Annotated in this window: 16 protein-coding genes; 12 read left to right on the plus strand and 4 right to left on the minus strand. The window is 72.3% G+C overall.

Annotation, left to right across the window (positions count from 1 at the left end):
- Window positions 1-51: 51 nt before the first annotated feature.
- From BKD30_RS05860 to BKD30_RS05885, 6 genes are read left to right on the plus strand one after another with little or no spacing between them, the layout of a single operon-like run.
- A complete protein-coding gene (locus tag BKD30_RS05860; protein ID WP_076703123.1) occupies window positions 52-1,143 on the plus strand; it encodes a polyprenyl synthetase family protein in 1,092 nt (363 codons plus the stop codon).
- Window positions 1,140-2,105 (plus strand): phytoene/squalene synthase family protein, encoded by a 966-nt coding sequence (locus tag BKD30_RS16080; RefSeq protein WP_235861513.1) that lies wholly within the window; start codon window positions 1,140-1,142, stop codon window positions 2,103-2,105. The genes BKD30_RS05860 and BKD30_RS16080 overlap by 4 nt, the downstream gene beginning before the upstream one ends.
- Complete coding sequence (gene crtI / locus BKD30_RS16085) at window positions 2,105-3,832, plus strand: phytoene desaturase family protein (protein ID WP_235861515.1); 1,728 nt, start codon at window positions 2,105-2,107, stop codon at window positions 3,830-3,832. Before BKD30_RS16080 ends, crtI begins: the two co-directional genes overlap by 1 nt.
- Window positions 3,829-4,242: a lycopene cyclase domain-containing protein gene (locus tag BKD30_RS05875; RefSeq protein WP_076703125.1), complete on the plus strand. Its 414-nt coding sequence runs from the start codon at window positions 3,829-3,831 to the stop codon at window positions 4,240-4,242. Before crtI ends, BKD30_RS05875 begins: the two co-directional genes overlap by 4 nt.
- Window positions 4,239-4,637 (plus strand): lycopene cyclase domain-containing protein, encoded by a 399-nt coding sequence (locus tag BKD30_RS05880; protein WP_076703126.1) that lies wholly within the window; start codon window positions 4,239-4,241, stop codon window positions 4,635-4,637. The genes BKD30_RS05875 and BKD30_RS05880 overlap by 4 nt, the downstream gene beginning before the upstream one ends.
- A complete protein-coding gene (locus BKD30_RS05885) occupies window positions 4,634-5,509 on the plus strand; it encodes a prenyltransferase (RefSeq protein WP_076703127.1) in 876 nt (291 codons plus the stop codon). The genes BKD30_RS05880 and BKD30_RS05885 overlap by 4 nt, the downstream gene beginning before the upstream one ends.
- Before the next feature lie 23 nt (window positions 5,510-5,532).
- On the opposite strand, the gene BKD30_RS05890 is transcribed toward BKD30_RS05885, so the two are convergent.
- On the minus strand, window positions 5,533-6,054 hold the full coding sequence (locus BKD30_RS05890; protein WP_076703129.1) for a DUF6328 family protein: 522 nt from the start codon (window positions 6,052-6,054) through the stop codon (window positions 5,533-5,535).
- 98 nt (window positions 6,055-6,152) lie between these two features.
- Between BKD30_RS05890 and BKD30_RS05895 the strand changes: the two genes are divergently transcribed.
- The 3 genes from BKD30_RS05895 to BKD30_RS05905 all read left to right on the plus strand — a co-directional run bounded on the left by BKD30_RS05895 (window position 6,153) and on the right by BKD30_RS05905 (window position 7,835).
- Window positions 6,153-6,479, plus strand: a complete 327-nt coding sequence (locus BKD30_RS05895; protein WP_218189259.1) for a rhodanese-like domain-containing protein — start codon at window positions 6,153-6,155, stop codon at window positions 6,477-6,479.
- On the plus strand, window positions 6,476-7,447 hold the full coding sequence (pheA, locus tag BKD30_RS05900; protein WP_076703133.1) for a prephenate dehydratase: 972 nt from the start codon (window positions 6,476-6,478) through the stop codon (window positions 7,445-7,447). The genes BKD30_RS05895 and pheA overlap by 4 nt, the downstream gene beginning before the upstream one ends.
- Window positions 7,448-7,610: 163 nt before the next feature.
- On the plus strand, window positions 7,611-7,835 hold the full coding sequence (locus tag BKD30_RS05905; protein WP_076703135.1) for a hypothetical protein: 225 nt from the start codon (window positions 7,611-7,613) through the stop codon (window positions 7,833-7,835).
- Between the two features lie 15 nt (window positions 7,836-7,850).
- On the opposite strand, the gene BKD30_RS05910 is transcribed toward BKD30_RS05905, so the two are convergent.
- The 3 genes from BKD30_RS05910 to BKD30_RS05920 form a co-directional block, all read right to left on the minus strand.
- Window positions 7,851-8,942, minus strand: a complete 1,092-nt coding sequence (locus BKD30_RS05910; RefSeq protein ID WP_076703137.1) for a diacylglycerol/lipid kinase family protein — start codon at window positions 8,940-8,942, stop codon at window positions 7,851-7,853.
- A gap of 73 nt (window positions 8,943-9,015) precedes the next feature.
- Entirely contained in the window at window positions 9,016-9,918 is a 903-nt protein-coding gene (locus tag BKD30_RS05915; protein WP_076703139.1) for a bifunctional methylenetetrahydrofolate dehydrogenase/methenyltetrahydrofolate cyclohydrolase, read from the minus strand.
- A complete protein-coding gene (locus BKD30_RS05920) occupies window positions 9,915-10,628 on the minus strand; it encodes a cyclodeaminase/cyclohydrolase family protein (protein ID WP_076703141.1) in 714 nt (237 codons plus the stop codon). Before BKD30_RS05920 ends, BKD30_RS05915 begins: the two co-directional genes overlap by 4 nt.
- A 255-nt stretch (window positions 10,629-10,883) precedes the next feature.
- Between BKD30_RS05920 and BKD30_RS05925 the strand changes: the two genes are divergently transcribed.
- From BKD30_RS05925 to serS, 3 genes are all read left to right on the plus strand, one after another.
- The gene (locus BKD30_RS05925) at window positions 10,884-11,477 is read left to right on the plus strand and encodes a winged helix-turn-helix domain-containing protein (RefSeq protein WP_076703143.1); all 594 of its coding nucleotides are present in this window, start codon (window positions 10,884-10,886) and stop codon (window positions 11,475-11,477) included.
- Window positions 11,474-11,599 carry a hypothetical protein gene (locus tag BKD30_RS16835; protein WP_268874367.1) on the plus strand — a complete coding sequence of 42 codons (126 nt, stop codon included), beginning with the start codon at window positions 11,474-11,476 and terminating at the stop codon, window positions 11,597-11,599. The genes BKD30_RS05925 and BKD30_RS16835 overlap by 4 nt, the downstream gene beginning before the upstream one ends.
- A gap of 172 nt (window positions 11,600-11,771) precedes the next feature.
- Window positions 11,772-13,055 carry a serine--tRNA ligase gene (gene serS / locus BKD30_RS05930; RefSeq protein WP_076703145.1) on the plus strand — a complete coding sequence of 428 codons (1,284 nt, stop codon included), beginning with the start codon at window positions 11,772-11,774 and terminating at the stop codon, window positions 13,053-13,055.
- Window positions 13,056-13,164 lie beyond the last annotated feature (109 nt).

Consider the following 13,164-nt stretch of genomic DNA (forward strand, 5'->3'; position numbering starts at 1 on the left):
GATCCTAGATCGCCTTCTCGGTATTCGAGAGACATGGGGTTGAATGGGTCCATGACGGTGCTCACGGAGTCGAGTGAGACGCAGTTCCTCGACGCGGTCGACGTGGTCCTGACCGGGTTCTTCGCCCGCGGCCGGGCCGGTACCTCGGGCCTGCCCGCCACGGTCGGGCAGCTGTGGGACGCGCTCGCCTCCTCGGCCACGGGCGGTAAGCGGATCCGGCCCCGGCTGCTGCTCTCGGTGGTCGACGGGTACGGCGGCGGACCCGCCGGCACGAGCGACGGCGCCGGTTGGTCGCCCGAGGACCCCGCCGTCGTCACCGCCGCGGCCCTCGAACTGCTGCACACCGCGCTGGTGACCCACGACGACGTGATCGACCACGACTTCGTGCGCCGCGGCAAGCCGAACGTCGCGGGCATCTACCGGCGTCGCGCCGCCGCCGACGGCTTCGACGCGGCGGCGGCCAACGAGCGGGGCCAGGCTGCCGCCATCATCGCCGGGGACGTGGCGCTCGCCGCGGCCTATCGGCTGGTGGCGTCGACGCGGGCCCGGCAGCTGCCGGTGCTGCTGGACCTGATGGACGCCGCGGTGCACTCCGCCGCGGCGGGGGAGCTGCTGGACGTCGAGTACTCCGGCCACCTGCGCGTGCCGAGCGCCGAGGTCGTGCTGCAGACCGCGCTGCTGAAGACGGCGATCTACTCGTTCGATGTGCCGCTGCAGGCCGGGGCGGTGCTCGCCGGCGCGCCCGCCGAGGAACGGCAACTGCTGTGCCGGGTGGGGCAGGACATCGGTACCGCGTACCAGCTCGTCGACGACCTGCTCGGCGTGTTCGGTCACGAGTCCGCCACCGGCAAGACGACGACGGGGGACCTCACCGCGATCAAGCACACCCTGCTGCTCTCGCACGCGGTGCGCCAGCCCGGGTGGCCGTCCGTCGCCCCGTTGTTGACGGGTGCCGGCTCCCGCACGGACGTGGAGACGCTCCGCGACTTCCTGGTGGCCAGCGGCGCCCGTGCCTACGTGCAGACCATGGCGCGGGAGTACGCGGAGCGGGCCCGCGACGCCGTCGCCGGCTCGTCGCTGCCGGTCGCCCTGCGCGCGGACCTGGGGGTGCTGATCGACGCCGCGGTCGATCGCGTCCGGTGACGGCCCGACCCCCCGGTGCCGACCGGAACCACTCCGCGCCCCCGGCCGCGTCACGCGCACCGCGGGCGGCGGACCGGGGGCTGCGGGATTCCTCCGCCCGGTACGACGACGTCGCGCAGCGGGCCGCCGCCGTCGTGATCGGCCGCTACTCGACGTCGTTCGGTGCCGCCAGCCGGCTGCTGGCCCCGCCGCTGCGGCGGCACGTGCGCAACATCTACGCCCTGGTCCGGGTGGCCGACGAAGCGGTGGACGGGGTCGGCGCCGGGCACGGACTCGACGACGCGGCCGTCCTCGCCGCCCTGGACGAACTGGAGGCCCAGACCGAGGCCGCGCTGCGGTCCGGGTACAGCGCCAACGTCGTCGTGCACGCTTTCGCCGTGACCGCTCGGCGCACCGGCATCGGCCCCGAGTTGACCCGCCCGTTCTTCGCCTCGATGCGCACCGACGCGCAGCGCTCCGAGCACGACCCGACCAGCTTCGACGCCTATGTGCACGGCTCGGCCGAGGTGGTGGGGCAGATGTGCCTGCGCGCGTTCTTCGACGGCGCGCCGGTCCAGCCGGTCGAGCTCAGCGTGTTGGATGCCGGAGCGCGCCGGCTGGGTGCCGCGTTCCAGAAGGTCAACTTCCTGCGCGACGTCGGGGCGGACGTGCAGACCCTCGGGCGCCGCTACTTCCCGGGCGTGGATCCCGCGCAGTTGACCGAGACCGAGAAGCGCCGCCTGGTGGCGGACATCGACGCCGACCTGGCGGCGGCCCGCGCGGTGATCGGCCGGCTCCCCTCCGGCGCCCGTGCCGCGGTGCTCGCGGCCCACGACCTGTTCGCCGAACTGAACGCCCGGCTGCGTCGCACCCCCGCCGCCGATCTGCTCACCACCCGGGTCAGCGTCCCGACCGGCCGGAAGGCGCGGATCGTCGCCGGTGCCGTGCTCGGTGCCCGCCGGGGCGGCCGGGGCTGGGCCTGATGACCACCGCCGAGGCGGACGCGGCCCGGGCCGTGCACGACATGGCCTCCGACGATGCCGCTAGTGGCGACCCTGCCGCGAAGGACCCTGCCGTTGGTGACGCGGCCGTGCACGAGGCCACCGCCGGCGCGTCCCGGCGGGTCGCCGTCATCGGCGGCGGCATCAGCGGCCTGGCCGTCGCCGGGATGCTCGCCCGGTTGGGTCACGAGGTCACGGTGCTGGAACAGCAGGACGACGTCGGCGGCAGGGCCGGCCGGTGGTCCGCGGCCGGATTCCGGTTCGACACGGGCCCCTCCTGGTACCTGATGCCGGACGTGTTCGACCACTGGTTCGCGCTGATGGGCTCGAGTGCCGCCGCCGAACTGGACCTCGAACGTCTGGACCCCGGTTACCGGGTGTACTTCCGGGACGGCGGTCCGCCCGCGGACGTGCCCGCCGGCCGGGAACGGGCGATGGCGCTGTTCGAGGCGTACGAGCCCGGGGCCGGGGCGCGCCTGGGCCGGTACCTGGACTCCGCCGCCGACGCGTACCGGATGGCGCTGGCCCACTTCCTGTACACGTCGTACGCCTCGTTCCGGCCGCTGCTGAACCGGGAGGTGCTCGCCGGCCTGCCCCGGCTGGCCCGGTTGCTGACGGAGTCGCTGCAGCGCCGCGCCGCCCGCACCGTCACCGATCGCCGGCTGCGGCAGCTGCTGGGCTACCCCGCGGTGTTCCTCGCCTCCGCGCCGGACCGGACGCCCAGCCTCTACCACCTGCTCTCCCACCTGGACCTGCAGGACGGCGTCTTCTACCCGCGGGGCGGCTTCGCCGCGCTGATCGACGCCGTCGAGCGGCTCAGTCGGCAGGCCGGTGCCCGGATCCGGACCGGTGCCACGGTCACCGAGATCACCACCGAGCCCACCGGGGGCCGGCGCCGGCACCGGGTCACCGGGGTGCGGTACCGGACCGCGGACGGCGTGGAGCACCGGCTCGCCGCGGACGCCGTGATCAGCGCGGCGGATCTGCACCACACCGAGACGACGCTGCTGCCGCGGGCCCTGCAGACCCTGCCCGAACCGTCCTGGCGGCGCCGTCTGCCCGGCCCCGGTGCCATCCTGCTGCTGCTCGGTGTGCGCGGCGAACTGCCGCAGCTGGCGCACCACACCCTGGTGTTCACCGAGGACTGGGACGCCAACTTCGCCGCCATCTTCGGCCGCGACCGGCACGTCCCCGACCCCGCCTCGATGTACGTGTCCCGGACGTCGGCCACCGACCCGACGGCGGCGCCGCCCGGCCACGAGAACCTGTTCGTGCTGGTGCCGGTGCCCGCCGACCCCGGCATCGGCCGCGGCGGGATCGACGGCGCCGGGGACCCCGACCTGGAGGCCGCCGCGGACCGGGTGATCGCCCAGCTGGCCACCGACCTGGACGTGCCCGACCTCGCGGAGCGGATCGTCGTGCGCCGGGTGATCGGGCCCGGCGACTTCGCCGCCGACCTGAACGCCTGGAGCGGGACGTCGCTCGGCCCCGCGCACACGCTGCGGCAGAGTGCGTTCCTGCGCGGGCCGGTCGTCAGCTCCCGCGTGGCCGGCCTGTCCTACTGCGGGTCGAGCACCCAGCCCGGTGTGGGCCTGCCGATGTGCCTGATCAGCGCGGAGAACCTGGTCAAGCGGCTGCACGGGGACGTGTCCACGGTGCCGCTGCGGGAACCGCTCGGCCCCGGCTCGTTCCGGGTGCGGCGTCGATGACCGGACTGCTGTACGGGGCCTGCCTGCTGGCGGGACTCGCGTCGATGGCTGCGGTGGACGCGCGTTGGCGACTGTTCGTCTTCTCCGGTCAACCGGGACGGGCGCTGCTGACCCTGCTCGCCGGGGTCGCCTTCTTCATCGGGTGGGACGCCGCCGGCATCGGCCTCGGCGTCTTCTTCCGGGGCGAGGGACCGTACCTGAGTGGGATCGTGCTCGGGCCCGAGTTCCCGGTCGAGGAACTGCTGTTCCTGACGTTCTTGTGCTGGCTGACCATGAACCTGTGGGTGCTCGGCACCCGGCTGCTGGCCACGGGCCGCGCATCCGCCGGTCCCGCCGGTCCCGCCGGTCCCGCCGGTCCCGCCGGCTCTCCTGACGATCGACACGGTCACCGGGTGGAGCCGGGGCGATGACCTACACCGTACTGAACCTCGCCTTCCTGGTGGTCGCCGGCGTGTTCGCGCTGGTCGCCCACCGGATCGCCGGCCGGCGCACCGACGACGCCCCTGCCGGCCGGTCACGCGCCGCCCGCCGGCCGTGGATCCGCCGCCACCCGCGGCTGTCCGCCGCATTCGCGACCCTGGTGATCCTGCTGGTCCTGGCCACCGGGTTCGACTCGATCATCGTCGGCGTCGGGTTGGTCGCCTACGACCCGGCGCGGATCAGCGGGCTGTACGCCGGGCTCGCACCCGTCGAGGACCTCGCCTACGTCGTCGGGGCGGTGCTCGTGCTGCCCGCGGTGTGGCGGCTGCTGGGGTCACGGAGGGATCGCCGCAGGCAACCGGGTCGAGAGCCGGGCCGTCGATGAGCGCCGTCGCCGTGCTGCCCCGTCGGTTGCTCGCCTCCTCCCGGCCCCTGTCCTGGGTCAACACCGCCTATCCGTTCGCGGCCGCGTATCTGCTCACCGCCGGGCGGATCGACGGGACCGCCGTCGTCGGCACCCTGTTCTTCCTGATCCCCTACAACCTGGCGATGTACGGCATCAACGACGTGTTCGACTACGAGAGCGATGCCCGCAACCCCCGCAAGGGCGGGGTGGAGGGTGCCGTCCTCGATCCCGGCGTCCACCGGGCGACCCTGTGGGCGGCCGCGCTGACCTGCCTGCCGTTCGTCGTCTACCTGTACGCGGTGTCCGGTCCGGTGGCCGCGCTCGTGCTGACCGTGAGCCTGTTCGCGGTGCTCGCCTACAGCGCGCCCCGGCTGCGGTTCAAGGAACGGGCGTTCGTCGACTCGCTGACCTCCAGCACCCATTTCGTCTCGCCGGCGGTGTTCGGCCTGACCGTGGCGCACGCGACCTGGACGCCCTCCCTCGTCGCCCTCGCGCTCGGGTTCTTCTGCTGGGGGGTGGCCAGTCAGGCGTTCGGAGCGGTGCAGGACATCGGGCCGGACCGGGAAGCGGGCCTGGGGTCGGTGGCCACGGTGATCGGCGCACGAGCGACGGTGTGGTTCGCGGTCGCGGTGTACGCCGTCGCCGGCGTCCTGCTGCTGTTCACGACGCCGCCGGGCCCGCTCGCCGCGCTGCTGGCGGTGCCGTACATCGCCAACGTGCTGCGGTTCCGCTCGGTCACGGACGCGACGGCGGAGCGCACCAACGCCGGCTGGCACACGTTCCTCTGGTTGAACTACGTGACCGGGTTCCTGGTCACCCTGCTGCTCATCTGGTGGGCGATGACCCGCTGACCGCGTCGGCTCGGCCGGCCACGTCACCCGTCATCGGCACCCTCCCGTTCCGCGTACCGGCCCACCACCAGGGGGTACACCAGTAGGATCAGCGCCAGCACGACGGCGAGGGCGCCACCGGCGACCCAGCCGGCGACCGGCCCGATCACCACGTGCACGATGAAGGTCAGGCAACCGGTGAGCATCAGCGCGATGCCGCCGACCATGACCTTGATCAGCGTGTCCGCGTTGGTCACCAGCAGCATCTTGTGGTGCCGGCGGAACAGCAGCCGGTGCGGGCTGACCGGGGCGAGCATCAGCGCCGTGGTCAGGCAGGCGAGCACCACGAGGCCCAGGTAGAGCACCAGCCCGGTGCGATCGAGCGAGCTGAAACGCTGCTGGAACGGCAGCGTCAGCAAGAACCCGGTGATGATCTGCACCCCGATCTGCATCACCCGGATCTCCTGCAGCAGGTCTCCCCAGTTCCGGTCCGCCCGCTGATCGGCGGTCTCCGTGCGGCCGGAATCGCCCTGTGGTGCCGGTGCGGTGCCGGGAACGTGAGACACGGGTGCTCCTCGTGGCTGGTCGGACGATGGACCCAGCATCCATTGTCCCGCGTCGCTGAGACCGGCAACGCCGGTGCACGGTGGACTAGGCTGTGCTCGTGGATTCCCTGCCGAGCGTCACGGTCGACGCGATCACCGACCAGACCACCGTGCTCGACGTGCGCGAGGACGACGAGTGGGAGGCCGGCCACATCGCCGGCGCTGCGCACATCCCGCTCGGTGACGTCATGGCGCGTTACGGCGAGCTGCCCGCCGACGAGGAGATCCACGTCATCTGCCGCACCGGCGGCCGGTCGGCGCGGGTGACGGCATGGCTGAACCAGAACGGGTTCGACGCCGTCAACGTCTCCGGCGGCATGGGCGCGTGGATGGACGCCGAACGGGACATGGTCTCCGAGACCGGGAACGAGCCGTTCGTCAAGTGAGCCCGGACGGAGCGAGTGGGGAGACCTACGCCTACCTCGGTCCCGAGCTGACCTTCACCGAGTCGGCGCTGCTGACCGTGCCCGGGGCCGCCGAGGCCCGCCGCGTGCCCGCCACGAGCGTCAACGCCGCGCTGCAATTGGTGCTCGACGGCGAGGTCGGCGCGGCCATGGTGCCGATCGAGAACTCCGTGGAGGGTGGCGTCACCGCGACCCTGGACGCCATCGCCGTCAGCGAGGAGCTGCGGATCATCCGGGAGGTCGTCGTCCCGGTCCGGTTCAACCTGCTCGCCCGACCGGGTACCCGGCTCGAGGACGTCCGCGTCGTCGCGACCCACAGCCACGCGATCGCGCAGTGCCGCGGCTGGGTGGACGAGCACCTGCCCGACGTCGAGTACCTGCCGTCGAGTTCGACGGCGGCCGCCGGCGTCGCCCTGACCGGACCGGGGCCGTGGCCCTGGGACGCGGCGATCTGCGCCCCCGTCGTCGGAGAGCGGTACGGCCTGACGGTGCTGGCGGCGGACATCGGGGACCGGTCCGGCGCGGTGACCCGGTTCGTGCTGGTCAGCCGTCCGCGGCCCCTGCCGCCGCGGACGGGTTCGGACAAGACCACGATCGTCGTGCCGCTGCCGGACGATCACCCCGGCGCCCTGATGGAGATCCTCGAGCAGTTCGCCACCCGCGGAGTGAACCTGTCCCGGATCGAGTCGCGGCCCACCGGCGCCTACCTGGGCGACTACTTCTTCAGCATCGACGCCGAGGGGCACCTGGAGGATGCGCGGGTGGCCGACGCGCTCGCCGGGCTGCACCGGATCAGTCCCGCCACCCGGTTCCTCGGGTCCTACCCGCGCGCCGACGAGAGCGTCCCGTCCGTGGCGCGCCACCATCGGGATCAGGCTTTCGAGGAGGCGTTCCGGTGGGTGCGGTCGCTGGCCCGCCGCACGGGCGACGGCGACCCGCCGCGGCGGTGACGTGCGCCTCGGTGACGGGCCGGTGAGGCCGTGCTACCGGTTCGGGGACGGCGTCGGCTTGGGCACTCGGCCCGTCGCGGCATAGGCTGGTCGGTCCCCGGCCGTGCGAGCACGGCGCGTCAGTGACAGAACCGCGGTGAAGGCCGCGAGTGAGGAGCCCAGCATGGTGAACGAGATCCCGGACCGGTCCGACGACGGTCAGATCGTCAACCCGGAACTGCAGTACGAGCCGAACGCTTCCGGGACGGACGACGACATCGCCCGCGACGAGGCCGACGAGGCGAACGACATGCGCTTCGCCGAGGAGGAGGAGGCCATCGCCCGCCAGGCGCGCGGCGAGGACGAGCCCCAGATCTCCGAGGGCGCCAAGGACATCGCCGGCGACTGACGGTTCCCGGGTGGCTCAGGCGGGGTGGCTGAGCTGCTTCTCCATCTTCGGTGGCAGCACCCGCACCGTCAGGGCGCCCGGGTTGACCGTGACCCGCATGGCGACGGCGTCGCCCGTCTCGTCGCCGTCCACCTGGGTCATCAGCGCGTCCTCGGTGCGGATGTCGGCGTCCCGCGTGTCGTAGTAACGGATGGCCGGCAGCGAGCGGCGGTGCTTGAACACCACCTTGCCCAGCACGGCGAACCACTCCAGGAGGTTCCGCGGCGCCATGATGACGACGTTGAGGTTCCCGTCGTCGATCACGGCGTCGGGAATGAAGTCGATGCCGCCGGGCAGCAACCCGCAGTTGGCCACCAGCACGCTGCGCATCCGGAACCGCTTTCGCCCCCGCGCGTCGAGGTCCATCTCCACCGGACGCCGGCGCCCGATCAGCTTCCGGACGCCGGCCTCCCCGTACGCCAGCCAGCTGATCTTCGACTTCAGGTCGTCCCGGGTGCCGGCGATCACCTCCGCGTCGAACCCGATGCCGGCCATCACCAGGCCGGTGTGTTCGACGGTCGACCCGTCCGCTCGCTCCAGCCGGACGGTGGACGTGTCGATCGCGCGGTGCTCGCCGAAGATCGCGGCCTCGACGTTGCCGACGAAGTCGTCGGGGTCGATGTCGAGGTTGCGCGCCAACAGGTTGCCCGTGCCCAACGGCACGATGCCCAACGGGACGGCGCTGCCCGCCAGCGCGTGTGCCACCATCCGGATCGTTCCGTCGCCGCCGCCGGCGATGACGACGTCGGGATCGCTCCCCAGCGCGTCGTGCGTCATCTGGATGCCCGCATCCTCCACGGTCGTCTCGAAGAACGACGGATCCTCCCAGCCCTGCTCCCGGCAGATCAGGGTGATGCGGCTGCGCGCCTCATCGGCGTTGCCCTTGATCGGGTTGATCACCACCGCCACCCGCTGGGTGCCTTCGTGACGCGGGGTGGTGCTGCCATTCACTGCGGACCGGGTGTGTCGTTGTCGGACCGTCTGCACAGAGGACAGTCCGGCCACGCGGGTGTTGCCGGTCAGGGAAGCGACGGCACGCGCGACGAGCGGCACCCGGGTCTCGGTCATGGGGCCATGCTATCCGCGCGGCGCGATGGGCCCGCGGTCGAAGGGTTGCGCCCGGACCGCGCTGAACCGGCTCCTACTGGACCGTCCGGTGCAGCCGCACCGCGTTGCGCATCGCCATGGCGACCGTCATCGGCCCCACCCGCGGGATGAACGCGCCGGCCGTGCGGGTGATGTCGTCCGCAAAGTTGCGGAACTGGGAGAAGTTGGCGCAGATGGCGCCTGGCTTGATCTCGTCCGGACCGATCGGGTCGAAGTCGCGGGACGGCACCCCGGTGACGACGACGTCGGCCCGGGTCAGGGCCTCGTGCCGGCTGATCGAGGTCGGCTGGATGACGTGGGACTGCCGTCCGATCGCCGGGACGAACCGGAGGGCGCCGTCGATGTCGATCGAGATCACCTCGGCGCCGTCGTTGGCCAGCATCGCCGACAGGGGTCGGCCCACGATCTCGGACCGGTTGATCACGCACGCCGTGACGCCCTGCAGTGGGGCGTCCGTTCCCGTCCCGGCCAGGCCGGCGCGCAGCAGCAGTTTGAGCAGGGCCAGCGGGGTGCACGGCAGGATCGCCGGCCGGGTGCGGCCCTCGTCGAGATACCGGCGGTTCTCGTAGAGGTACCGGCTCCAGAAGGAGTGCATCCCCTCGACGTCCTTGCGCGGGTCCACCAGCTCGCGCAGCCAGCGGTCACCGTCGGGGCCGAGCAGCGGGTAGTAGAGGAAGACGCCGTGCGCTTCCGGGTCCGCGTTCGCGTCGCCGATCGCCCGCTCGGCGTCCGCGGGGTCCACCAGGCGCAGGTCGAAGTCGATTCCCACGGACTCGCAGCCGCGCCGGGTGTACTCCGCGTAGGTCGCGGCCGGCCCGGTCGGCTCGGCGAGCAGACCGACGATCCGCACCCGGTGGTCCAGGTCGGCCAGTTCCGCGCGGATCCGGGCCCGGTAGTCCGCCGCGAGCTCCGCCGGGTCGATGACGGTCGCGTTCACCGCGGTCCCTGCGGCCCGGTGGGTCGGTGGGAGAGCGCGGGACGCAGCCGCCCGTGCGCGGCCTCGAGCCGATCCAGCGCCGCGTCCCGACGGGCGGTGAACGCCGCGCGCGGTTCCGCGGCCAGGCCGGCCAGGTTGATCTCGACGGTGTGCAGGGCGGCGTGGAACGCGCCGGCCAGGATCTCCACCCCGGCCAGCACGTCGCTGCGTACCTGGTCGATGACCCGGTCGACGACCGTGCCGGCGAACTCCACGGTCTCCGTGATGGTCTCCGCCAACCGCAGCGGCACCTCCGTCGCGGCGGCGCCGGCCTCGGCCACCGCACGATCGCGGTCCCGCGCGGCCGCCGCGCCCTCCCGGGGCATCCGGTAGGCCCGCATCAGCGTCTCGAAGGCGACGACGTCGGCCGCGGCCGCGTCGGCCAGGGCGTCGGCGAGGGCCCGGCCGCGGCGGGCGTCGCCGTCCCAGTCGTGCCGGGGGGAGTGGTCCGGGTCCGTAGCGGCGCGGGCGGCCTTGCGAGCGGAGATGTGCACCGCCATCTGGACGAGGCCCGCACCGAGCGCCGCCGTGACCGAGGCGACGGATCCGCCGCCGGGCGTCGGGGTGGGGCCGGCCGTGCGGCGACGGAACTCGGCCAGCGGCAGGGCCCACAGGTCGTCGTGGTCGTCAGGGCTGGGGGACGCGCCAAGGGCAGCGGAGTGATCGGCCATCGGCACCATCGTAGGGGAGCCGTCCCGGGTGGGTCACCGGAAAACGAACCGGCGACCGGCGATTGGACACGTCATGCATCCGTCAGCGACGACCTCGCGGACGCCGACGACCAGATCCGGTCCGAGGGGGTCAGGACGAGCCTGAGTGCGGACGAATTGCGCCCGCTGGCACAGCGGTCTCGAGCTACGAGTCGTCGACGCGACAGACAAGATACGCTTTGACGCTTGCAATAAGCGCAAGGTAACCTACGTTTTATGAAACCGTCGGTGCCGGCGCTGACTCCGATCCTGAGGTCGGACACCCAGGGTCGACTTCTGGCGGAGCTCTACGTCAATCCCGACGAGGAGTATACGGCGACCGAGCTGGCCCGCCGAGCGGAGACCACCCTGCCGACCGCCTCGCGTGAGCTGAGCCGCATGGTCGACGCCGGCTTTCTGCTCGCTCGCGTCTCCGGCCGCAATCGCTACTTGCGAGTCAACGAGCAACACCCGCTCTACCGGCCGGTGTCGGAGATCGTCCGCTACGCCTACGGTCCGATCGCGGTCCTTGGGCCTCTCTTGGCGGCGGTGCCGGGCGTGGACGAAGCCTACGTCTATGGTTCCTGGGCGGCGCGACTCTCCGGCGAATCGGGCCCGAACCCGGAGGACATCGACGTGCTCGTCGTCGGCGACGCGGTCGACTTCACCGCGCTGGACGACGCCGCCGAGGTCGCCCGGGAGGCGCTCGGCCGCGAGGTGAATCCGCGCCCCGTGTCTCGTCGCGCATGGCGGGACCGCGACGACCTGTTCCTGCGCCACCTGCACGAGCGCCCCCTGGTCGCGATCCCCATCAAGGCGGGCACGTCGTGATCCGACGCTGGGACCAGGGCCGCGCGGTCATTGACCGACTGCTCGCCGAGAACCGGCTGCAGCGAGTACCGGCGAATGCCGAGCTCGCGCACTCGTATCTCGACCAGCTCCCCGTCTACTGATACGCCCCGGGCCGGTACGCCCGGATCCGCCGCGGCCCCTCCTGGGTGTGCCTGCCCCCCGAGTGGCAAGGTCCCGGAGCCAGGGCAGATCCGCAACCGGGATCGGCAAGGAGCCGTTCCCGTCCCAGCCCGTGACGGCAACCTCGTGAGTCCGACCCGTAGGATTGGGCCCGTGATCGATCTGAACGAGCTCCGGGAGAATCCGCACCGTTTCGCCTCGTCGCAGCGCGCACGAGGGGCGGACGAGTCCCTCGTCCAGCGCATGCTCGACGCCGACAGTTCCCGGCGGGCGGCGATCACCTCCTACGAGTCCCTGCGTGCCGAGCAGAACGCGTCCGGCAAGCGGGTGGCGAAGGCCTCCGGCGACGAGAAGGCGCAGCTGCTGGTCCAGGTCAAGGAGCTCGCCGGCCGGGTCAAGGCCGCTCAGGCGGACGCCGACGCCGCGCAGGCCGAGTTGGACGGCCTCGCCCGGACCATGCCCAACGTCGTCGTCGACGGCGTACCGGCCGGCGGTGAGGAGGACTTCACCGTGCTGCGCGAGGTCGGCGCGGTCCGGGACTTCGCCGCCGAGGGTTTCGAGCCGCGCGACCACCTGACCCTGGGGGAGGCGCTCGGCGGGATCGACATGGAGCGCGGCGCCAAGGTCTCCGGCTCCCGGTTCTACTTCCTCAAGGGCGCCATCGCCCGGCTCGAGCTGGGCCTGCTGTCCATGGCGATGGACCAGGCCGCCGCCAACGGCTTCGTCCCGATGATCACGCCGACCCTGGTGCGGCGCGAGACGATGGCCGGCACCGGGTTCGACGTCGAGCACGACGACGAGATCTACCAGCTGCCCAAGGACGACCTGTACCTGGTCGGCACCTCCGAGGTCGCCATCGCCGGGTACCACGCCGACGAGATCGTCGACCTGTCCGGGGGCCCGCTGCGCTACGCCGGCTGGTCCTCCTGCTACCGGCGGGAGGCCGGCTCGCACGGGAAGGACACCCGCGGCATCATCCGGGTCCACCAGTTCAACAAGGTGGAGATGTTCACCTACACCACGGTGGAGGACTCCTTCGCCGAGCACGAGCGGCTACTGGCCTGGGAGGAGGAGATGCTCGGCAAGTGCGAGCTCGCCTACCGGGTGATCGACATCGCCGCCGGCGACCTGGGCCTGTCCGCGGCCCGCAAGTTCGACTGCGAGGCCTGGGTGCCGAGCCAGCAGCGCTACCGCGAGGTCACCTCGACGTCGAACTGTACGACGTTCCAGGCACGCCGGCTGAGCATCCGGGAGCGGGTCACCGCCGCCGACGGCAGCAAGGCCGGCACCCGGATGGTCGCCACCCTGAACGGCACCCTGGCCACCACGCGGTGGATGGTGGCGATCCTCGAGCAGCATCAGCAGGCGGACGGCTCGATCCGCGTCCCGGAGGCCCTGCGGCCCTACCTGGGTGGGCTGGCCGAACTCCGTCCCTGAGGTTTCCCTCCCAGCTCACGGGTTCGGGAACTCGCGGTGCCTCGCCCGTCGTCGGCCGGACCGGTGCTGACCGCCGGACTGTTCACCCGGGCGTCACCTGACCGTTCCG

The organism is Tersicoccus phoenicis (assembly GCF_001968835.1).
Lineage (GTDB): Bacteria > Actinomycetota > Actinomycetes > Actinomycetales > Micrococcaceae > Tersicoccus > Tersicoccus phoenicis.